Below are 19,703 nucleotides of genomic sequence, written 5' to 3'. Positions count from 1 at the left end.
AGGGTCATTGGCGCAGCCGGGGATCGAGGAGGGCGTTGAGGAGGTCGGCGGCCAGCGTCAGGGCGATGTAGATCATCGCGAGGACCAGCACGATCGCCTGCACCACGGGAAAGTCGTTGCGGGCGATGGATTCCCAGGCGAGCTGGCCGAGCCCCTGGAGCGAGAACACCGCCTCGATGACGATGGAGCCGCCGAGCATGAAGCCGAACTGGACGGCGGCGAGCGCGATCACCGGGATGACGGCGTTGCGCAGCGCGTGCCGGATCAGGATCTTCCGCGGGGGCAGGCCCTTGGCCCGGGCGGTACGGACGTAGTCGGAGGCCAGGACCTCGAGCATGCCGTTGCGGGTGAGGCGCATCACCGCCGGCATGGCGTAGTAGCCCAGCGCGACGGCCGGCAGCACGAAGTGCTTCCAGGTCGTGTTGCCGGAAACCGGAAGCCAGCGCAGGTTCACCGAGAAGATCATGATCAGGGTCAGGCCGAACCAGAAGCTCGGCATGGCCTGGCCCAGCACCGAGACCGAGAGGGCGGCGCGGTCGATCCAGGTGTCGCGCTTGACCGCGGCGAGCACCCCGAGGGGGATCGCCACGAAGAGCGCCACGGCCAGGGCCACGACCCCGAGGAACAGGGTGATCGGCAGGCGGGCGGCCAGGAGGTCGATCACGCTCTCGCGGAAATAGAACGAGTTGCCGAAATCGAGCCGGATCGCCTTGGCCCCCCAGGCGACGAACTGCGCCAGGAGCGGCTGGTCGAGGCCGTACTGGACCCGGATCGCCTCCACCTGCACGGAGGTCGCCTCCGGCCCGGCGATGGCGGTGGCGAGGTCGCCGGAGAGGTGCAGCAGCATGAAACTCGCCACCGACACCGTCACGGCGACCGCGAGGGCCACGAGACTTCGTTGGATCATGAACCTGAGCACGGCCGGGTTCCCTCGTTCGATGTCGGCGGTCGATTCGGCGTCAGGGACCGACCGTCACTTCCACTGGGCCGCGTAGAAGCGCGGCAGCTCGTCGGGCTGCGCCGTGAAGGCGAGGTCCGAGGTGAAGGCGTAGTTCGTGGAGTAGGAGAACATCGGCAGGGCATAGGCTTGGGCCGCGATGCGCTTGAGGGCTTCGGCGTACTTGACCTTCCGCACGGCCGGGTCGGTGGCGCCGTCCCCGGCCTGGAGCGCCGCGATGGTCTCGGGGTCCTTGGTCAGGTCCTCGTCGCCACCGCGGAAGTAGACGCCCGTGAAGGCCGACACGTCGAGCACCGAGAACGAGCCCCAGGTCTGGAAGGCGATCGAGACCTTGCCGCCGCGGATCAGGTCGCGCAGGGCCGCGTAGCGCAGGTAGTTCAGGCGCACCTTGATGCCGACCGCGCGCAGGTAGCCGATCACCGCCTCCGCATAGTCGCGCTCGCGGTAGGCGCCCAGATCGATCTCGAAGCCGTCCGGATAACCCGCCTCCTTCAGGAGCGCCCTGGCCTTGGCCGGGTCGTAGGCGTAGCGGGGCACGCCCTCGTCGGTGCAGCCGAACTGGTCGATGAAGCAGGCCGCGTTCATCACCCGGCTACCGCCGCGCACGAGGTTGTCCACCATGGCCTTGCGGTCGATGGCGTAGGAAATCGCCTGGCGGACGCGCACGTCCTTGAGCGGCGAGTTGGCGGTGGCGCGTCCCAGGGTGTCGAATTGCAGGAAGCCGACCCGCATGGTCTCGGCGCTCAGCACGGTGACGTTCGGGGCGGCCTTCAGTTGATCGGCCTGGTCGCTCGGCACGCGCCAGATCCAGTCGATGCCGCCGGTGACGAGTTCGGCCATGCGGCTGTCGGCGTCGGGGATGACGCGGAATTCGAGCTTGCCGATCTTGGGCTGGCCGATCGGACTGCCGGGCCAGTACTTGGCGAACCGCTCCATCTTCACGCCGCGCCCGTTCTCGACCGACGTGATCCGGTAGGGGCCGGTGCCGACGGGCGCCTTGGCGAAGCCGTCGAGGCCCACCTTCTTGAAATAGGCTGCCGGGAAGATCGGGGTCGGGCCGGCAAGGTATTCGAGTGCCGCCGGGAAGGCGGTCTTCAGGTGGATGCGAACCGTGCGGGCATCGACGACCTCGGTCGATTTCATCCAGTCGACGTTCTGCTTCGTCACCGTGCGGGCTTCCGGCGTCAGCACGTAGTTGAAGGTGAAGGCCACGTCCTCGGGGCCGAAGGGATCGCCGTTGTGGAAGGTCACGCCCTCGCGCAAAGTCAGCTCGAGGGTGACGGGATCGACCCACTTCCAGGCGGTGGCCAGCATCGGCTGGTAGGTGCCCGTCTTCGGGTCGCGGTAGATCAGGGTGTCCCAGACGTTGCGGGCCAGGATGACGCCTTCGCGGGCGCTGTTGTGATACGGGCTGACGTTCTCCGGCTCGGTGTCGGAGGCGTAGACCAGGGTGTCGTTGGCCTTTCCGGCCAGCGCGGGGACGCTGGTCGCCAGCATCAGCAGGGTGAGCGCGGCGCGTGCCGCGGAGATGTGTCTCGCCATGATCCCGGATCCTCTCGCCGCGGGGCCAGCCGGCGAAGCGCCTCACGCCTCGCTGTGCCGCTTTTTTAGCCCTGCCATGGTGTTGTGCATTTCGCATCGCAACAAGTAGAATTTGGCGATTGCTGCCGTGCCGATCCGGCAACGGAGGATCGATATGCAGATCGCGAGCCTGCGGTACTTCCTGGCGGTCGCCCGTACCGGCTCGATCGCGGCGGCCTCCGCGCAGCTGAACGTCGCCGCCTCGGCGATCAGCCGGCAGATCGCCAATCTCGAGGCCGAGCTCGACTGCGTCCTGTTCGAGCGGCGCCCGCGCGGGATGGTGCCGAGCCCGGCGGGCGAGCTGCTGGCCGCGCACGCGCACCAGACGCTGGTTCGGGCCGAGCAGGTGGCGGCCGAGATTCAGGAGCTGCAGGGCCTCGCCCGGGGCTTCATCCGCATCGCCACCTCGGAGGGCTTCGCCCTCGACCTGTTGCCGAACGCCATCGCGGAGTTCCACTCGACGCATCCGGGCATCCGTTTCGAGGTGCAGATGCTGCCGCCGGCCCAGGTCACGCACGTGGTGGCGGCGGGCGATGCCGATATCGGCATCACCTTCGCCATGGCTCCGTCGAGCCTCGTGGCGGTGGCCTACGACAATCTGGTGGAGATGGTCGCGCTCAGCGCCCCCGACCATCCCCTGGCGCGCCAGCCCTCGATCCAGCTCGCGGACCTGACCGCCTACCCGATCGCGGTGCCGACCCTCGACACCACGGCCCGCAGGGTCTTCGACGCGGCCTGCCTGGCGGAGGGGATCACCATCGAGCCGACGCTCACGGCCAACATCCTTTCGGCCCTGCTGCCCTTCGTCCGCCGCACCCGGGGATTGGCGCTGATGTCCGCCCTGTCCGTGCAGACGCCGGTGCGCCTGGGCGAACTCGTGTGCATCCCGGTGCGCTCCCGGGCCAGCCTGATGCGGGGCATCCAGGTCCAGGTCATGCGCGACCGCAAGCTGCCGCACGCCGTGCAGGCGTTCCTGCGCCAACTCATTGCGGCGCTGCCGCCCGCGGAGCCCGGCGGCGCGTGAGACATCCGGTGCCGGCAAACGCGACCCGGAGCCCGGCACCCGACGCGCCTCGTCCCCTCGGTCCCTCGCGGATCCATGCGACGGCGAGGGACGGGGCATCGGACCCGCTTCACCGCCGAGGGCTGCCGATCGCCGGGCCGGGCGGCGATGGTTCCGGCGGAGGCATCCCGACCCTCTCTAAGCGGCAGCCCCGGCCATCCCCGCGTTCAGCGACACGGCTCCGCCGCAACCGCGCCCCAGTTCGGCAGCGGGAAGGCCCGATCGTAGGCCAGGTTGAAGACGAAGGCGTAGGCCACGTAGAAGGCCGCGATCGCGAGATCCATGAAGAAAGCCTCGACGAGGCCGATGCCGAGGTACCAGGCGATCGGCGGCAGCAGGATCACGAGCAGGCCGGCCTCGAACAGCACCGCATGCGCCGCCCGCAGCGGGAGGCTCTTGCGCGTATGCCCGGTCAGCCGCTGCATCGCACGGTCGAAACCGAGATTGTAGACGTAGTTCCACGCCATCGCGATCAGGGCGCTGCCGACGCCGATGACGCCCATGGCGCTGGCGTGCAGGCCGAACAGCACCGTCCCGAGCGGAATGATGAGCGCGAGCCCGAACATCTCGAACAGGAGGGCATGGCGGATACGGTCGCGCGTGCTTCGCATGGTTGGGGCTCGGTGTGATCGGATCTCGGAAAATCGCGTTGGTCCGCTGCCTTCTATCTGCGATACCAGGGCCAGCAAGTTGGAACGTATCTCGAAAACAGATAGATGGCCGTCTCACTCGATCAACTCGAGGCCTTCGTGGCAGCCGCCGAGGCCGGGTCCTTCTCCGGCGCCGCCCGCCTGCTGCGCAAGGCGCAGTCGGCGGTCAGCACGCAGGTGTCGAACCTCGAGGCGGATCTCGGGGTGGACCTGTTCAGTCGGGCGGGCCGGAATCCCGTGCTCACCCCGGCGGGAGCCCGGTTGCTGCTGGAGGCGCGGGTGGTGCTCGACCGGCGGGAACACCTCGTCGGCGTGGCGCGCAGCCTGGAGCAGCGGGTGGAGAACCGGCTGGTGGTCGCCATCGACGAACTCTATCCCGAGCACGCCCTCGGCGCGCTGTTCGCCGATTTCGCCCGGCGCTTCCCCTTCGTCGAGCTCGAATTGCTGTTCCCGCTGATGGAGGACGTGAGCCGCATGGTGCAGTCCGGAGCGGCCGACCTCGGCGTGATGTGGCGGCAGGAGGCGCTGCCCACGGAACTCGGGTTCCAGACCATCGGCTGGGTGCCCCTCAAGCTCGTGTGCGGGCGCGACCATCCGCTGGCCAAGGCGCGGGTGGAATGGGAGGAGCTGAAGCGCCACCGCCAGATCCTGGTCGCCGCGCGCAGCGACGGGCCGGAGAAGAGCCGCTTGCGGGTGGCCGCCGAGGTGTGGTGGGTGGAGAGCCACTGGGTGATCCTCGAGATGGTGAAGCACGGGATCGGCTGGGCCTTCGTCACCGACCACGTCATCGCCGCGTCCCAGACCGCGCCGCACCTGGTGACGCCGGACCTCCAGTTCGACCAGGGCGACTGTCCCATCGCCCTGGAGCTGGTCTGGCACAAGCAGCGCCCCTGCGGCCCCGCCTCGGCCTGGCTGCGCGAGCGCTTCGCGGCAGAGCGGATCGGGATTCCGGCGGGGCGTGGTCGGCCGGGCTGAGGGGCCGCCGCCGATGATGGAGCGGGTCCGGCGAACCATCCGCCCCAGGGACCATTTCCCTGAGGCAGGAGGTGCGTCCATGACCGTCGTCGCTTCGAACGAAATCTGGATCGAGGGCAGTGCTGCGCGGACGGAGGAGCGGCCCGTCTCCGCCAATCCCTATCCGGCAGGATCGCAGGAGAGCGCGGACTGGCTGGCGGGTTACACGACCCTCGAGGCCGAGCAGCTCGTCGCGAGTCCGGATGCCGGCGAGACCCTGTAGATCTGCGGCCGAAGGGCGTGCGCCTTACCGGTTCGGGATCGCCCGGACCGATCCGGTTGAGACCGGTTCCGCCAGGGCCGCGGCGAAGGGATTCAGGCCCTTCCGGTCGGCGATATCGGCCGAATACAAGGACAGCGCAGCCAGAAGACCGATCGCCAGCGTGGCTTTCAGAACCGTCGCGAGTCGGCCGAGGGCGGATTGCATGGTTCATCCTTGAGATGACGGTCCGGGTTCATCAGCCAAGTTCGTGGCGCCTTGATGGCCGATGACGGGATGGACTTCGCCTGCGCGTGGTGGAGCGGTCTCGGCATGGCCCGCCACGCCGGATCGTTTCGCGCGTTGCTTTCGGCACGGGTATGGGGAACCGGTGCCGGGAAGGTGTATCGCCGGTCCGGTCCCCTCCGCCGCTCCCCGGGCGGAACCGTTCGCCCGCACGCGTCGCGCCTCAGGAGAACGGACCGGGCGACCGACCCTCCGGCCGGCAGGAACCGTCCGGCGCGACCGTCGATCCCATGGCCTGCATCCACCCGAGATCCGGCTCGTTCCTTTCGAGAGCACAGGTTCAAGGTCCGCGCGTCGAGATCGCCCTGCGACTCCTTGCTTCGCACCCGGGAGGAACGTCGATCGCCGCGAGGCATTCCCTGCTCGCATCCCGACAGCCGTGGCATACCAGTAGGGTTTCCCGAATGCGCAACGCCATCACGCCCGCCCCGCGTCCCCCGGTGACCGCATCCGCGGCGGTGCGCCAAGTGTCCGCCGCCGAACGCACCGGATGCCCGGAACGGGGCCAGGACGAGCGCCGCTTCGCGGTCGCCGAACATCCCTCCGGCCTGCCCGTTCAGGGCGTTTCCCCGTCGTCCAATTTCGAAGGCTTCGGCTCTTTCGCCTGATCGCGGCCGGCGACGCCTCGACCGCCACCGCGACCTTGCTTCCCCCGCTCACCAGGACCTGCCGATGACCACGCTGACCCACCTCGATGCCAATCCGCGCCAGGATGCGGCCGACGTTCCCGACGCGAACCGGGCGGGCGCGGCGGGCACCACCATGAACCGCGAGCACCGCCTCGGGCTGACGGTGGACAAGGTGGATCAGGTCAGCAGCGTGACCCTGCTCGGCATGGCGGTCGCCGGCTCGATCGTGATGCTCGCAGCCCATTGGCTCGTGGGCTGAGGCCGCACGGGGATCGGCCGCGAGCTTGCCCGTACCCCCATCGGGACGTGCCCCTCGACAGCGCGACGCGCTAGCGATCCGCGTGAAGGCCACCGTGAGGCTAAGCGTCCGTCGAACCCCGGACCTCGCTGCCGCCGAAGACCACCTGCCGCCGCAGCGGCGGTCGCGAGAGGCCATAGATCAAGCGCGGTTCGGCATGCGCACTCGCTGCATCCAAGGCCGCGCGGTGCTCGGGCGACAACGCGAGACCGAGGGCGGCCAAGTTGTCGTCCAGCTGTGCCGGCCGGCTGACGCCCATCAGGGTCGAGGCCACGCCGGGGCGGCTCACGACCCATGTCAGGGCGATGCGCGCCGCAGGCTGCCCGACCGCATCCGCCACTCGCCGCACCGCATCCACGATGTCCCAGTTGCGCGGCGTGAACAGGCTGTCGCCGAACGGATTGGCGCCATCGAGGCGTCGGTCCGCGGCCGGCCGCTCGGCGCCCACCTCCGCGGCCTCCCTCGGCAGGCCTGACCCGCGCGCAGGCGACGCCTCCACCGCCGCCCGCTCGTACTTCCCGGTGAGCAGCCCGCAGGCGAGCGGAGACCAGGGCACCAGGCCCAGGCCGAACGCGGCCGCGAGGGGGACGTGCTCGTCCTCGACCTCCCGATTCACGAGGGAGTAGACGTACTGCAGCCCGATCGGGCCCGGCAGCCCGCGCACGGAAGCCAGAGTCGCGAGCTTGGCCGCGTACCAGGCCGGCATATTCGACAGGCCCCAGTAGCGGGTCTTCCCGGCCCGGACGAGGCACGCCATCGTTTCCAGCAGTTCCTCCGCGGGCGTCACCCCGTCCCAGACGTGCAGCCAGTACAGGTCGATGCAATCCGTCCCGAGGCGGCGCAGCGAGCCCTCGATCGCCGCGTGAACGTGCTTGGCCCCGCACCCGCCCGCATGCGGACCGTTGCCCGTGGCGAAGCCCGACTTGGTGGCGAGGACGATCCGGTCGCGCAGGCCGCGCTCGGCGACGAAGCGGCCGACCATGGTCTCGCTGGCCCCGCCGGCATAGACGTCGGCCGTGTCGACGAAGTTGCCGCCGCGCTCGACATAGGCATCGAACACGGCGCGGCTGCCGGCCTCGTCGAGCCCCCAGCGCGCCGTGCCGAAGGTCATGGTGCCCAGTGCGAGCGGGCTCACCGCGAGCCCCGAGCGGCCCAGCGTGCGGTACTGCGTCAGATCCATTGTTGCGCCCCGTCGATGACTGGACCAAGGATGGGGCGCTGTCGCCGGAACGATTAGCCGGGCCGAACCGCAAGGGCCTGTGAGCGGAATGCAGCAATGCGGCGCGGCGACCTCGACGATCTCTCCGCCTTCGCGGCGGTGGCACGCACCCGCAGCTTCACGCGGGCGGCGGCCGATCTCGGCCTGTCGCCCTCTGCCCTCAGCCACGCGATACGCGGGCTGGAGACGCGCCTCGGCGTGCGCCTCCTCGCCCGCACGACGCGCAGCGTCGCCCCGACGCCCGCCGGCGAGCGTCTGCTGCGCTCCCTCGATCCCGCGCTCGCGGAGGTCGCGCGCGGGCTGGCCGCCCTCGCGGAGTGGCGGGGCGCACCCTCGGGGACCCTCCGGTTGACGACGTTCTCCTACGCGGCCCGCGCCATTCTCGAGCCGTCTCTGCCCCGGTTTCTCCTCGACCACCCTTCGGTCTCGGTCGAGGTCGTCGTCGACGACCGCCTGACCGACATCGTCACGGCGGGCTTCGACGCCGGTATCCGCTTCGGCGAGACGGTGGAGCGCGACATGGTGGCGGTGCGCGTCGGCCCCGACCTGCGCACCGTCGTGGTGGGAACGCCCGCGTACTTCGCGGACCATCCCGAGCCGAAGGCGCCGGCCGATCTGGAGCGCCACAACTGCGTCAACTACCGCCTGGTCGGCGGAGGCGGCCTCCTCCCCTGGGAGTTCGCCCGCGACGGGCGCGAGGTGCGGGTGCGTGCCGCCGGGCAACTGGTGGTGACCGATGGCGGGCTCGCCGCCGCCGCGGTGAAGACTGGGGCGGGTCTCGGCTACATGCTGGAGAGCGAGGTCGCGGCCGACCTCGCCGCCGGTCGGCTGGTGCAGGTGCTGACGGATTGGTGCCCGCTCTTTCCGGGGTGCCACCTCTACTACCCCGACCGACAGGTGACGCCCGCCCTGCGCGCGCTGATCGACGCCCTGCGTTGGACGGACGGCCGCTCCACCTAGCATCGGGATCGCGGACCGACGGATTCTCAGCATATCGGGTCCGGGGGACCGTTGTTCGGGCCGTGCGCCATGGATCTCGCAGGACGCGGCGCTCATCAGATCCCCGGTGGAGAAGACACCGTTCGATCTGCTCAAGTCCAGAGGACGACCATGGGCGAACGAGTTCTCCGTCGAGGCTCGCAACCCTTGAGACATCGTCCGATTTCGGAGATCTGAAGCAATTTCCGTTGAATTTTCTACAAATCGGCTTGAACCGATGTCTTCCTACAGAGTTGATCGCGAAATGGAGTTGCCCATGCGCTTCCGAATCGCTCTTCTGGCCGTCATCGGCCTTGGTGCACCTGCATTGGCGCAATCTTCGGCGCCCGTGCCGGGCGGAGGGGGCAAGATCGACGCTGAACTGGGCGAGCTTCGTGCTGCGCCCGTGCCCAGCCAGGCGAAGGACCTGGATACCCTGCAACTGGCGTCGGCCCAGCGCGAACGGGCCGCCTCGGTCGAGGAGAAGACGAACGGCCTATGGCAGTCCTGGACCGTGTCGATCTGCGAGGGATGCGGAACCACGCCGTCCTACAAGACGACGATCGACGACGACTTCGCCAATCGGAAGCGGGTCGTGGATCTCAAGTCCAAGGGCGAGTCGGCAAGGAGTGCGCCCGCAAAGGTCGCGCGGCCGGCTCCCGAGCAGCCCTCTCCGCAGGCGCCGGGGCGCAGCCTCTACGCGGATCTCTCAACGGAAAACATCAGTCAGATCCGGCGCATGCCCGGTCGGTGACGCGGCCGCCAAGCCGGGTGGCCAAGCCGGGTGGCCAAGTGGAGTGGCGGAGCGAGGCACCTTCGCACGTCGACCGCGCCGCACGATCCGCGGCGGCCTTCGATCGGCGTCGGGTCGGAGACGCACTCGGATCGCGCATTCCGGCCTCGGTCATTGAGACAGGATCTATATTCGTCTCAGGAGAACGTCCTTCACCTTCGTGGTGAGCCGCGACGGCAGCTTGCGCAGGAGCGGCTTGAAGGCGATCTGACTGTAGGACGCGATGTCCTCGTACTTTTCGGGGTGCACCAAGTTCAAGGGGTAGGTGCTCAGAGAATTGCTCTTGATATATTTCTCGACCGTTTCGATGTGATCTTTTCTTTCTGTATTGACGTAGAGCAGCGCATTTTGCTTGTACCAGTAATGGACGTCATCCCTGTGCCAGATCTGCGGCCTGATGACGTCAAAATACCGGTATCCGCGCTCAGCGAACTGATCGGCCCACCAAGATTGCCACATCTCATTGATATGACGGAAGCCGCCCTGATAGGGTATGGCCGCGCCAAACAGCAATAGATCGCTGTGCCGCGTAAGGTTGTCGACCATCACGTTCGATGCGTCGCTCTTGATATGCTCGGCAACTTCGAGGCTGATCGCGAGATCGAACCGACGACCCATTTCAAATGTGTTTTCAAGGTTTCCGATCTTTATATCCTCTTTCGGGATCTGTAGATTTTCCATCTTCGTCCAAGGGCCGTCGATACCCTTGCAGACATTGAAACCCAGGTTTCTGCTTGTCTTCAGCCAAATGCCGTCACCGCACCCGATATCCAGAATGCTGTCGACGTCGAAGATGTCTCGTATGACCGATAGCGTGAGTTTTGCGGACTGCTCTGTCTTCTCACGGTGCATTCGATGCCAATCAAAATCGTACATTGATTGCATGCTCCTGCGGAGTCTGCTCAGTCCGCGAGACCGCATGGTAATGGACTTCCGGGACAGATCAACTGTCGCGCATCTGCTGCCTGCTTCATCCGGTGATGTTTTGGGGTGACGCTTGACTGTGAATCCAGCTCGCGGAGCCCCAGGGACAATTGCGAAACGCCGTGCGCCTGTCGCGAACGTGCCGTGATCTGCGAACGGCGCCGCGCAAGGGGATTCGTCGATCTCGGGTGGATTCGTCAGCGCCGCGCCGCCCGCCGGTTTTCGAGCCGACCGGCGATGCGACGGATCATCGGGACGGCCACACGGGCGTCCGGCGAGGTCGATGCGGCCGTCACGATGGACGGTGACGCCGCCATGCCAGGCACGTCACCGCTCCCGGCCGGACCGACACCTTGCCGTGGCGCGGCAATGAGTTCTTCTGCCAAGCCCATGGCGAAATCGGCGGATGCCACCGCGGCCATGTCCCTGCGGCCATGTCCCTGCGGCGCTGCGGCCAGGTTTTAATCGGGAACCTGCAAACGTCTCGCGCTCTCTACGATCCCGATGGATCAGGTTCCGGACCAAAGAGAGCAAGGAAGTCTGCAGGAACGCGTCGCTCTATGTCCTGTAGGCTAGGCGTTCGCGAAGCATACCACTATTTTGCAACCATTTGCCTGATTTTTAGTCTATCCGGCTCGGATTGTGCGCAATAATCTTTTTGACGATGTTTCGAATATGCGCGCGGATCACTTCCGCGTGCTGATCTTCGTTCTGGGGAGGTGAGGGTTTTTCGGGATCTGTTTCAGCGTGCACGACTATGCCCTTGTCCCTGGTCGACCAACACAGTTGCATCAATTATCAGCCAATGGGACAATATTCAACGGAATCGCCCACTGCCGAGTTTCTTATTTGATGCGCCCAAGCCGAGCGATCAAGTGATTTTTTAATCCCTGCAGACTTGAAATTACTTAAGTCCCAGCGTTTGACCGGCTCACATGAACCATCCTGGGAGGCTTACATTGTTGCCGCATTTCTTCTTCGATCTCACGGACGGGCAGTCGTTCTTACGTGACGACTTGGGAATCGAGGTCGAAGACATCGATAAAGCGGTAGAGCAGGCTCTCATCGTGATCGACGAAATGCATGCGGATGGCAGCTTGACGGAGACGGCGGCGGCTTGGGATCTGAATATCAGAAATCAAAAAGGCATCGTTCTCAAGAAGATCAAGGTTACGTAAAACGCAGGGAAGAGTTCCGTGTCCTGAGCGCCGAACTGTCTTTTTGGCTCGACAGGTATTCCGGAGCGGCGCCCAGAATGCCGAACGGGCTCGGTGGCGGCAGCCGGACCGGCCCTCGCTCGCAGCGGGCTCTCGTAGCGCAGGGGGAGTTAGCGAAGGCAGGCCACCCGGTGTGCGCCAAGGGCTGTCGGTGTTTCAGGGGGGGGCGTCCCCTGTGCATGCCGGTGTCCGATGCCTCAGGTCCGCCTCGTGAAGGGTCGGGCGCCAATCCAGGCGGTGGGCCGGCCATCGCGGCGCTCGGCGCCGGGCATCACGGCCGCCCTGCTCGTCGGGAACCGCGCCGCCGGACCCGGATGACCTCGGCTAGAGACGGGCTCTGAGGAAAGGCATCTCGATTTCCGGCCGTGTAGCCAGACTTGCGACGAGCAAGGCGAGGAGGGATGCCGCGCCCGCGACTGCAAAGGATTCGATGTCGCTGTCGACTGGCATGGGGCCGAAAGCCTTGACGGCCAGAAAGATCGGATAATGTAAAATGTAGAGTGGATAGGAGAGGCGGCCTAGGAAACGGCTGCCCGCTTGCCATGAGATCACGCGACGCGCGCGTATTCCGAGCACCAGGACAAAGGGCAGAGCGACCGTCACCGAGCATATCTCGATGATCTTGCGATCGCAAAAAGGTGGGCAGAACAGGATCAGCAGGAGACCCATGGCTGGTAGGAAGGGGTGTCGCGCGGGGATCGAGGCAAGTCGCCCGTCGCCGTAAAGACGCGCGATGAAGACCCCGAGCGGGAAAGAGAAGGCGACGCGCGCGAACCCCATCGGCAGCGTTGCGGTGGTGTCTCCTCCTTCCAAGCTGCCGAGCGCGACCGTCGCCCAAACGAGACAAATCCAGCCGGCGACGATCGCCGCGAGAAGAGACGGCCTGGTCAGGCGCCAGAGCCAGACGCTGTAGACGACGTTCACGAGCAATTCGAACGACAAGGACCAGGAGGGGCTGTTCAACGGCCAGGCTGCGCGCTCCGGAACGCCGAACGGGAACGGCATCATGAGGCAGGTCAAGCTCACGAGGATGGTGAGCCCGAGGAGAGCGGCGGGACTGTGGAGAAGGCTCGCCCCGGATTCTCCGAAGCGCACGAGGAGACCCAGGAAGGCGCCCATCAGGTACAGGGGGTATAATCGCCGTATCCTGCCGCGCAGGAACGTGGCCGGGGTCATGCCTTGTCGTAAGCGGTGATCATAGGTGTGGGCGAGGATGAAGCCGGACAAGCAGAAGAAAAAGTCTACCGCGAGATAGCCGAATTGGCTCTGCTTTCCGGTCCAGCTGCTGCAATGCAGGATCAAGACGCACAGGGCGGCGACCCCGCGCAATGCATCGAGCGTGTCGAACCGTTGGAGTGGCTCTCGGGCCGCCATTCGAGGCATCGTGGTCTCGCTCAGGTCCGCAAGCCTAGCCGCGCAATGATGACCAACCGATTTCGGGCGCGCCGCGGACCTCGTCCCAGGCTGCAGGCCGAAGCGGGTCGATTCGGCGAACTCGGGCACGAACGGAGCGACCGATGTTCGGGGAGGGCGACGCCGTTCGGCGCGCGCCGCCCGCGCACGATCGACCGGGGCCTCCTGGACCGAACCTCCGGATCGCTTTCGGCCGAGCTTGCGTTACCGTCGGTCGAGAGAGCCGAGGCCGCGCCCACGTATCGCCGCCGATGCCAGCACCTGCGAGGAGAATTCGAAGATGGGAACGGTAGCGGCAACGCTGGCGACGATCGCCGCATCCACCTATTCCGACACTCTCGCGGGTCTTCCCGCCGGGTTCGCGCCGCTCTCGGCCACCGGGCTCACCAACGGCACCTACGTCAACCAGAACGCTTACGGCGCGGCCGTGACGGGAGCCTTCGGCAGTCAGGCCGTCGTCGTCCTGAGCTTTCGCGGCAGTGACGACCGGCAGGATTGGCTCAATGACCTGCGCAACATCAATGCCGACTACGAAAAGTTCGCTCCGCTGATCTCGGCCGTCGACGGCTACGCGGCACAGCACGACGCCACGGTGATCGTCACCGGGCACAGCCTCGGTGGCGCGCTCACGCAGGTCTTCATGGCGAACCATCCGGACACCGGAGACGTCCTCTATCAGGGCGCCACGTTCGGTTCACCGGGGGCCCTGATCTCCGCAGCCCCCGACGACCGGATCATCAACTACGAGATCGCCGATGATCCGGTGCCTTACCTGGGGCTCTACAGGGCGCAGATCGGGCAGACCGCAAGCTCCGATCCGATCTATGCCGGCACGGTGTCCGTGGGGCTGTCCACGGCCATCGGCGATGGCGTCACGCCCCAGGATGTCGCCGCCTCCATCCCGAGTCTGACGGCCAACTACGTCAACCGCGGTGCGCTGGACTACCTTCCCGGCATCGACGGCACGGAAACGACCCTCACGCCGTCGCAATTTCTCGACGGCGGCCGGTTCATCGACACCTTCGTGCGGTACGGCGCCGAGCACGACGTGTCCGTCTATGCGGCGCGCAGCGCCAGTTCCGCGGTGACCGATCCGGCGATCCGGGCCTCCGGTGCCGGAGCGAACCAGCCGGACCCCGTCTTTCGCTTCTTCGATACCAAGACCGGCGATCACTTCTATACGACCAGCGCGGCGGAAAAAGCGCAGATCCAGGCAACGATACCGAACTTCACCTACGAAGGTTCGCCCTGGTCGACGCCGGACGAGAGCGCCGGCACCCACGATGTCTTCCGTTTCCTCGACACGAAGACGGGCACCCACTTCTTCACCGACAGCGTGAACGAGCGCGACATCATCCGGGCGAACCTCCCGAACTACAGCTACGAGGGTGTGGCGTTCGAGGCCTACCACGATGCGAACGGCGCCGGGCACATCACGTTGGAGCGCTTCTTCAACACGCAGACGGGCCTGCATCACTTCGCCGGAAATGCCGAGGAAGCCGCGAGCATCAATCAGGGTCAGCAAGGGCCAGGCTGGATCGACGAGGGCAAGGCCTTCACCGTGCACATCCCGGCCGACGGCCTGCTGACCGCCTGACCATCGGCCCGATCCGTGGCCTCGGGCGAGGTCTGCCGGGCGGGCGCATCGAACGCAACGCGCGTCACGCCGGTCGCGCCGGCCTGACCGGGGCGCGACGAGCGTGACCGGCGCCTATGGGTGCAGCCCAGGCTGCGCTCCGAGATACGAATCCCCGCCACCTGCTCACGTTCGCGAGCCGAAAGAGGCACGTCGGCCTCATTGTCGTGCTGGCAACCGGCGTTGCCGAACGCTCGAATGGCCTGTGGGGTGCGAAAGCAGTAGCCGGCCGCTTTGAAGATCGCGTTCCGTTCCGTCCACAGCTCCTCGCACGACGAGGCGGCCGCGCCGCTTGGCGTGCCAGGGCTGCTCGCGACTGTGCGGCAGCAGCCGACGTATCGAGCGCTGACCCATCCCGTCTGTCCGGAGGGAAGTCTGATGTTGACCCATCCGTCTCGGCGGACAACCTCGGTAAACAGCGTGTCGTACCAACCTTCACTGATCAGAACCCATGTGCCCATTGGCTCAGTCCGATGGAGATGATGCCGGGGCTGGGCGATGAGCTTGTTCCAGGCGTCGCAGCAGTGGTCGAGGATCTCGGCATGGGATTGGAAGATCGGGTTTCCGAGCCAGTTGTCGCGAAGGAACAGTCAGAGGTTCTCGACCGGGTTGAGGTCGGGTGAGCGCGCCGGCACGGGCAACAGGGTGATGTCGTCGGGAACCGGCAGCTTCCTGGTCGTATGCCAGCCGGCCTGATTGAGCAGGAGGACGGCGTGGGCGCCAGGAGCCACGGTTGCGGAGATCTCTTCGAGGTGATGGGCCATCGCTGACGTGGTGCAGCGGGGCATGACCAAGCCTGCCCCGACGCCCCGGGCCGGGCAGATCGCCCCGAAGATGCAGGCCGAGGCCGTGCGCTGGTCCTTGGGGGCCGAGGGTCGCGTCCCGCGCTTGGCCCAGCGTCGGTCAGGGTGTTCTTCTGGCCGACACGGGCCTCGTCGCAGAACCAGACTTCTACCGGCTTGCCGCCGACAGCCTGCGCGATGTCCGCCAGACGGTCGGGGAAGTCTTTTTAAAAACAGCCGCGGCGCCCGGATCCTGGGCGTGATGGCGCGGCCGGGCCGAGAGCTTGGTGTAGCCCATCGCCCGCAAGACCCGGCTCAGGGTCTGCTCGAAGATTGACACGTCGTGATCCTCGGACAGGATTTGGGCCAGATCGCACAACCGCCACCGCACCACACCGTGTGCGGCCGGCGTCGGTCCCTGTTCGACCAGCACCTTGAGGACATCGCGTTGGTCGGCGTTCAGGCGCGGACGGGCCCCAGGAGCCTTGCCGTCGATCAGCCCGTCCGGGCCGTCCGTGTTGAAGGCCACGACCCAGTCGCGCACCGTTTGCAGCCCGACCCCGCCGATCGCGGCCGCCTCCGAGCGCGAGCCGCCCGCCGCGATCACCGACAGCGCCAACAGGCGGCGGGTCTGGGCCGGGTCACGCGCCCCCGAGGCCAGACCGCGCAGGGCTTGCGCATCGAAGTCCGATCGCAGCGGCACCGGAGCAGCCATCGCATCCTCTTCAGGCTCCAAACCCAAGCAAAGAATCACGACCGAGATGCCGACGCTACCCCGCGTGAGTCCTGATCAGCGAGACTTGGTATGAGATTTATAAACTCTCAACAGAACCACAGAATGTCCGCGTCTTATCAATGCCTCAGGCAGCTAACGATTTATTGGCTCTCATAAAATAGTACGCATGGGGCATGGAAGGTCGGCGTCCACACGGAAGACGCGTGCACGCGTCATGAAGATTTGCGGCCAAGTGCCGAGCGAATGAGGAGGGGGCGCCGACGTGAATCATTCGAACGCTTTCCGCGCGCCAAGTACAGGTCCGACAAAGCAGAGGGACCTGAGCCTGGATCTCGTGCGCGGTATCGCGATACTGCTCGCTATGGGCTGGCACTTCAACGCGGCCTACGACGGCGGCGGCTTCGCGTCTTACATCCTCGCGCCGGGGCGCACGCTTGGATGGGCCGGTGTCGATCTATTCTTCGTACTGTCCGGCTTCTTGATAGGGAAAGTCGTATTCTCGCAGTATCTGAGAGATCAGAGATTCGATTTCGGCCGCTTCATGGTGCGCCGTGCGCTTCGGTTGTGGCCCGTCTGCTATCTATACCTGGCCGCTCAGCTGGTCGTGGGCGACAAGCAATGGGACACTTATCTTTTCCAAAATCTGTTTCACGTTCAAAATTACACCGGAAGTTCCCTTAATCATCTTTGGTCTCTAGCGGTCGAAGAGCATTTCTACTTGTTGCTTGCTGCGCTGATGGCGTTCGCGACGCATCGCCGGCCCATCGACCCGAAATTCATCCTGATAATATTGGCTTCGATCATATTCGTCAGTCCGGTACTGCGGGCTGCCGCCGTCGTCTTGGGCGTCGATCCCGTCGCGATCCAGTGGCAGACGCACTATCGGGCCGATGCCCTGGCCTGCGGGGTGGCCCTCGCCGTCATGTCGACTTTCTACGGTGATGCGTTCTGCCGCCTCCTCGCCTACCGGCCCGTGTGGTTCGGTGGTCTGCTGGTCGGAACAATCGGTCTCTGGCTCCTGCCTCATCGCTCAGCCACCTTCTCCATCCTGGGATACAGCCTCGCCGCATTCACGGGCGTGTGTTTCCTGCTCGCAGTCTATAAAGCCGCCTTCATCGCTCGCATGCCCGGCCTTTTCAGGCCTCTCGCGTATATCGGCTTCATCTCATACCCGATCTACGTCTGGCATATCAGCATGACGAAGCTGATTGCCATCGGTAGTGCAAAGCTTGGATTGAATCTTTCCGAAACGACGATCTTGTTTGGCGAGTATCTGGGCGCCATCGGGCTGGGCGCCATTCTGACCTTCGCGCTCGAACGTCCGATCATCGCGTGGCGCGACCGTTACTTTCCTCAGTCGGATACAGGGCTTTCCCCCACGAAGGCCGAAGGACCGCAACCCGCATCGGCGAAACCTTGAGGCGAAGGCTTCGTCGGGCCGTGTCGGTTGCGCGCCTCATCCTGACCCTGCGGCGGTGGTCAGCGCGCCTGGCCTGATCCCCGAGGGGCCGACGGCGTCCTCGCAGCCATCGCTTCGCGCCGTCCGTGCATCAGCTTTGGCCGTCGTCCGTCTTCGCGACGCCGTGCCATCGAAGGTGTTTACCGATATCTACGATAACGCCGAAGTCCGGCCGGGTTTCGGGAGCAGTTTACGCCGGTGAAACGCTTCCCGGTCGAACTGGCGTCATCGCCGAGCCGCGACCCGTCATGGGGCGGCCGAACCCGGGGCCACGAGGAAGGGACACGTGTGCTGAACCTGTTTCTCGCCCTGGCGATCCCGGTCTGGTTCGTGATGCTCTATCCTTTCGCGCGGCACCGCTTGGCCGCGGCCGTTCGGCCGCTCGACGCCCGGCTCCTGCTGCCGATGGTGCTGGTGTGCACCTTCGCGTTCATGCCGCTGGTGTTCACGGTCCCGCGGCAGGACGGAAACGCGGTGCTCGAAGAGGGCTTGAGCGCCTCGAACATCGTCACCCTGATCCTGACAGGGCTGACGGGGCTCTACCTCTTCAGCAAGATCGCGCTCGACCGGCGCGTCGCATTGCTGCCCTTCGCGATGCCCTACCTGCCTTTCACGCTGATGATCGGCATGAATATGCTGAGTACCGCTTGGTCGATCGTACCGACCTTTACGCTTTATCGTAGTGCGGAACTGTTCATTTTCTTTCATGCCTCGATCGTGATCTTCGACAGAACCGATATCGAATCGCGCTTCGCCGATATCCTGGCGATCATCATCCTGGCCTGGCTCGCCGCCGTGACGCCGATCATCCTCGACAGCCTCGCGCGAGGCATCGTGTTCTCGGCCGCCAAGAACAACATGATGCCCTTCGTCTGCGCGATGCTGGGCTTCCTCGTCGTCTTCCGGCCGCCGAAGCGACGCAGGCGCACCTACTTCGCCGTGGCTTTCGCCGGGTTCGTCATCGCCGGATCGGCGGCCAGCACGGGCGCCCTGGTGGCGGTCGGCCCGGCCCTGCTGATGTCGTCGCGCGATCGCGTGCTGCGCCGCTTCGGCATCGCTGGCGCCCTTACGGCGGTGGCCGCCTTCGTCCTCCTGATGCTCGACCTCGCGGCTTTCCCTGAACTCCTGGACCTTCTGGCCACGATCCTTCAGAAGCCCGCCGTCGAACTCGCCAATGGAACCGGGCGCTCGGCCTTCTGGCCGACCTTCATCGCCGCCACGCACGACCGGCTCGCGGGCTCCGGCTTCTCGGCCGGCGACCGCTTCATCCAGCTCCTCGTCCCGGCCGGGACCTTGGCGGAGACCCTCGGGTGGGAGGATGTCCTCCTCACGAACTCGCACAACATGTTCCTGAGCGCCTGGGCCGGCACCGGCATGATCGGGATCGGTTTCGCGCTTGTCGTCCTGCTCACCACCCTCTCCTGGGGCATGAAGCTCGACCTCGGCGGCCGGCGCTTCGTGGCCTCCTGCGTGCTGATGCTGGTGCTCAACGGCATGACCACGCCGGGGATCTTCCAGGATTGGAATGTCCACGTCCTGGCGCTCGCGGGTCTGCTCGCCTTCATCCGGGTCCAGCTTCCTCCGGATGGCCGGGTGGCCACCCATCCCCGCGCGCCTGCTGGGGACAAGGTCCTGATGGAGCCGGCGATCCCCAGCGTCTGACGCTCGCCATGAATGCGCGGGGCTGGAGGTGAAGGAAGCCCTTGCGGCCGACCTATGGGTCGACGAGGAGCATCGTCGCCGCGGCTGACATCAGGCCCGGCGGGTCGGACGAAGCAGGGGAGGGCTGCCAACGGCCTATGCGTGATTCGCCTCAGGTCAGTTGAGGCACTTCGCTGTCACGACGCG

Annotated in this window: 20 protein-coding genes and 1 pseudogene; 11 read left to right on the top strand and 10 right to left on the bottom strand. The window is 66.0% G+C overall.

Annotation, left to right across the window (positions count from 1 at the left end; translation table 11 throughout):
• Nucleotides 1-4: 4 nt before the first annotated feature.
• Nucleotides 5-919, bottom strand: coding sequence for an ABC transporter permease (locus ACLBWX_RS08545; RefSeq protein ID WP_447676642.1), 915 nt, complete (start codon nt 917-919; stop codon nt 5-7).
• A gap of 54 nt (nt 920-973) precedes the next feature.
• The gene (locus tag ACLBWX_RS08540) at nt 974-2,500 is read right to left on the bottom strand and encodes an ABC transporter substrate-binding protein (protein WP_447676641.1); all 1,527 of its coding nucleotides are present in this window, start codon (nt 2,498-2,500) and stop codon (nt 974-976) included.
• A 154-nt stretch (nt 2,501-2,654) separates the two neighbouring features.
• Between ACLBWX_RS08540 and ACLBWX_RS08535 the strand changes: the two genes are divergently transcribed.
• Nucleotides 2,655-3,563, top strand: coding sequence for a LysR family transcriptional regulator (locus tag ACLBWX_RS08535; RefSeq protein ID WP_447676640.1), 909 nt, complete (start codon nt 2,655-2,657; stop codon nt 3,561-3,563).
• A 206-nt stretch (nt 3,564-3,769) separates the two neighbouring features.
• Here ACLBWX_RS08535 and ACLBWX_RS08530 read toward each other — a convergent pair whose 3' ends face one another.
• Entirely contained in the window at nt 3,770-4,213 is a 444-nt protein-coding gene (locus tag ACLBWX_RS08530; RefSeq protein WP_447676639.1) for a PACE efflux transporter, read from the bottom strand.
• A gap of 105 nt (nt 4,214-4,318) precedes the next feature.
• On the opposite strand from ACLBWX_RS08530, the gene ACLBWX_RS08525 reads away from it, so the two are divergent.
• Both ACLBWX_RS08525 and ACLBWX_RS08520 read left to right on the top strand, forming a co-directional pair.
• On the top strand, nt 4,319-5,227 hold the full coding sequence (locus tag ACLBWX_RS08525) for a LysR family transcriptional regulator (RefSeq protein WP_447676638.1): 909 nt from the start codon (nt 4,319-4,321) through the stop codon (nt 5,225-5,227).
• A 79-nt stretch (nt 5,228-5,306) separates the two neighbouring features.
• Nucleotides 5,307-5,489, top strand: coding sequence for a hypothetical protein (locus ACLBWX_RS08520; RefSeq protein ID WP_447676637.1), 183 nt, complete (start codon nt 5,307-5,309; stop codon nt 5,487-5,489).
• 24 nt (nt 5,490-5,513) lie between these two features.
• Here ACLBWX_RS08520 and ACLBWX_RS08515 read toward each other — a convergent pair whose 3' ends face one another.
• The gene (locus ACLBWX_RS08515; protein ID WP_056471896.1) at nt 5,514-5,693 is read right to left on the bottom strand and encodes a hypothetical protein; all 180 of its coding nucleotides are present in this window, start codon (nt 5,691-5,693) and stop codon (nt 5,514-5,516) included.
• A gap of 482 nt (nt 5,694-6,175) precedes the next feature.
• On the opposite strand from ACLBWX_RS08515, the gene ACLBWX_RS08510 reads away from it, so the two are divergent.
• Complete coding sequence (locus ACLBWX_RS08510) at nt 6,176-6,379, top strand: hypothetical protein (protein ID WP_447676636.1); 204 nt, start codon at nt 6,176-6,178, stop codon at nt 6,377-6,379.
• Between the two features lie 64 nt (nt 6,380-6,443).
• Nucleotides 6,444-6,659: a hypothetical protein gene (locus tag ACLBWX_RS08505; protein WP_447676635.1), complete on the top strand. Its 216-nt coding sequence runs from the start codon at nt 6,444-6,446 to the stop codon at nt 6,657-6,659.
• 100 nt (nt 6,660-6,759) lie between these two features.
• Here ACLBWX_RS08505 and ACLBWX_RS08500 read toward each other — a convergent pair whose 3' ends face one another.
• Entirely contained in the window at nt 6,760-7,878 is a 1,119-nt protein-coding gene (locus tag ACLBWX_RS08500; RefSeq protein ID WP_447676634.1) for an aldo/keto reductase, read from the bottom strand.
• A gap of 96 nt (nt 7,879-7,974) precedes the next feature.
• Between ACLBWX_RS08500 and ACLBWX_RS08495 the strand changes: the two genes are divergently transcribed.
• Both ACLBWX_RS08495 and ACLBWX_RS08490 read left to right on the top strand, forming a co-directional pair.
• Nucleotides 7,975-8,877, top strand: coding sequence for a LysR family transcriptional regulator (locus ACLBWX_RS08495; RefSeq protein ID WP_447676633.1), 903 nt, complete (start codon nt 7,975-7,977; stop codon nt 8,875-8,877).
• 295 nt (nt 8,878-9,172) lie between these two features.
• Nucleotides 9,173-9,649, top strand: coding sequence for a hypothetical protein (locus tag ACLBWX_RS08490; RefSeq protein WP_447676632.1), 477 nt, complete (start codon nt 9,173-9,175; stop codon nt 9,647-9,649).
• 165 nt (nt 9,650-9,814) lie between these two features.
• Here the strand turns inward: ACLBWX_RS08490 and ACLBWX_RS08485 are convergent, their stop codons facing one another.
• Both ACLBWX_RS08485 and ACLBWX_RS08480 read right to left on the bottom strand, forming a co-directional pair.
• Nucleotides 9,815-10,564: a methyltransferase domain-containing protein gene (locus tag ACLBWX_RS08485; protein ID WP_447676631.1), complete on the bottom strand. Its 750-nt coding sequence runs from the start codon at nt 10,562-10,564 to the stop codon at nt 9,815-9,817.
• Nucleotides 10,565-10,809: 245 nt separating this feature from the next.
• Nucleotides 10,810-11,034, bottom strand: coding sequence for a hypothetical protein (locus ACLBWX_RS08480; protein WP_447676630.1), 225 nt, complete (start codon nt 11,032-11,034; stop codon nt 10,810-10,812).
• Between the two features lie 537 nt (nt 11,035-11,571).
• Between ACLBWX_RS08480 and ACLBWX_RS08475 the strand changes: the two genes are divergently transcribed.
• Nucleotides 11,572-11,790, top strand: coding sequence for a DUF6894 family protein (locus ACLBWX_RS08475; protein WP_447676629.1), 219 nt, complete (start codon nt 11,572-11,574; stop codon nt 11,788-11,790).
• Between the two features lie 363 nt (nt 11,791-12,153).
• On the opposite strand, the gene ACLBWX_RS08470 is transcribed toward ACLBWX_RS08475, so the two are convergent.
• On the bottom strand, nt 12,154-13,332 hold the full coding sequence (locus ACLBWX_RS08470) for an acyltransferase family protein (RefSeq protein ID WP_447676628.1): 1,179 nt from the start codon (nt 13,330-13,332) through the stop codon (nt 12,154-12,156).
• A gap of 190 nt (nt 13,333-13,522) precedes the next feature.
• On the opposite strand from ACLBWX_RS08470, the gene ACLBWX_RS08465 reads away from it, so the two are divergent.
• Nucleotides 13,523-14,839: a hypothetical protein gene (locus tag ACLBWX_RS08465; protein ID WP_447676627.1), complete on the top strand. Its 1,317-nt coding sequence runs from the start codon at nt 13,523-13,525 to the stop codon at nt 14,837-14,839.
• On the opposite strand, the gene ACLBWX_RS08460 is transcribed toward ACLBWX_RS08465, so the two are convergent.
• Nucleotides 14,761-15,339: a YARHG domain-containing protein gene (locus ACLBWX_RS08460; protein WP_447676626.1), complete on the bottom strand. Its 579-nt coding sequence runs from the start codon at nt 15,337-15,339 to the stop codon at nt 14,761-14,763. The genes ACLBWX_RS08465 and ACLBWX_RS08460 overlap by 79 nt on opposite strands.
• A pseudogene (locus tag ACLBWX_RS08455) lies at nt 15,321-16,414 on the bottom strand (IS630 family transposase). The gene ACLBWX_RS08460 and the pseudogene ACLBWX_RS08455 overlap by 19 nt, the downstream one beginning before the upstream one ends.
• A 244-nt stretch (nt 16,415-16,658) precedes the next feature.
• Between ACLBWX_RS08455 and ACLBWX_RS08450 the strand changes: the two are divergent.
• Both ACLBWX_RS08450 and ACLBWX_RS08445 read left to right on the top strand, forming a co-directional pair.
• Nucleotides 16,659-17,816 (top strand): acyltransferase family protein, encoded by a 1,158-nt coding sequence (locus tag ACLBWX_RS08450; RefSeq protein ID WP_447676625.1) that lies wholly within the window; start codon nt 16,659-16,661, stop codon nt 17,814-17,816.
• A gap of 327 nt (nt 17,817-18,143) precedes the next feature.
• On the top strand, nt 18,144-19,517 hold the full coding sequence (locus tag ACLBWX_RS08445; protein WP_447676624.1) for an O-antigen ligase family protein: 1,374 nt from the start codon (nt 18,144-18,146) through the stop codon (nt 19,515-19,517).
• Nucleotides 19,518-19,703: the final 186 nt, after the last annotated feature.

It is taken from the genome of Methylobacterium sp. M6A4_1b (assembly GCF_053345175.1).
The sequence above is the reverse complement of the archived record's forward strand: the minus strand, read 5'-3'. Positions and strand labels throughout refer to the sequence as shown.

Bases quoted from the DNA above. Each gene is read 5' to 3' on its own strand.
- ACLBWX_RS08540 (WP_447676641.1), bottom strand. From the start codon at position 2,500: ATGGCGAGACACATCTCCGCGGCACGCGCCGCGCTCACCCTGCTGATG.
- ACLBWX_RS08535 (WP_447676640.1), top strand. From the start codon at position 2,655: ATGCAGATCGCGAGCCTGCGGTACTTCCTGGCGGTCGCCCGTACCGGC.
- ACLBWX_RS08530 (WP_447676639.1), bottom strand. From the start codon at position 4,213: ATGCGAAGCACGCGCGACCGTATCCGCCATGCCCTCCTGTTCGAGATG.
- ACLBWX_RS08525 (WP_447676638.1), top strand. From the start codon at position 4,319: ATGGCCGTCTCACTCGATCAACTCGAGGCCTTCGTGGCAGCCGCCGAG.
- ACLBWX_RS08520 (WP_447676637.1), top strand. From the start codon at position 5,307: ATGACCGTCGTCGCTTCGAACGAAATCTGGATCGAGGGCAGTGCTGCG.
- ACLBWX_RS08515 (WP_056471896.1), bottom strand. From the start codon at position 5,693: ATGCAATCCGCCCTCGGCCGACTCGCGACGGTTCTGAAAGCCACGCTG.
- ACLBWX_RS08510 (WP_447676636.1), top strand. From the start codon at position 6,176: ATGCGCAACGCCATCACGCCCGCCCCGCGTCCCCCGGTGACCGCATCC.
- ACLBWX_RS08505 (WP_447676635.1), top strand. From the start codon at position 6,444: ATGACCACGCTGACCCACCTCGATGCCAATCCGCGCCAGGATGCGGCC.
- ACLBWX_RS08500 (WP_447676634.1), bottom strand. From the start codon at position 7,878: ATGGATCTGACGCAGTACCGCACGCTGGGCCGCTCGGGGCTCGCGGTG.
- ACLBWX_RS08495 (WP_447676633.1), top strand. From the start codon at position 7,975: ATGCGGCGCGGCGACCTCGACGATCTCTCCGCCTTCGCGGCGGTGGCA.
- ACLBWX_RS08490 (WP_447676632.1), top strand. From the start codon at position 9,173: ATGCGCTTCCGAATCGCTCTTCTGGCCGTCATCGGCCTTGGTGCACCT.
- ACLBWX_RS08485 (WP_447676631.1), bottom strand. From the start codon at position 10,564: ATGTACGATTTTGATTGGCATCGAATGCACCGTGAGAAGACAGAGCAG.
- ACLBWX_RS08480 (WP_447676630.1), bottom strand. From the start codon at position 11,034: ATGGCCGCGGTGGCATCCGCCGATTTCGCCATGGGCTTGGCAGAAGAA.
- ACLBWX_RS08465 (WP_447676627.1), top strand. From the start codon at position 13,523: ATGGGAACGGTAGCGGCAACGCTGGCGACGATCGCCGCATCCACCTAT.
- ACLBWX_RS08460 (WP_447676626.1), bottom strand. From the start codon at position 15,339: ATGGGCACATGGGTTCTGATCAGTGAAGGTTGGTACGACACGCTGTTT.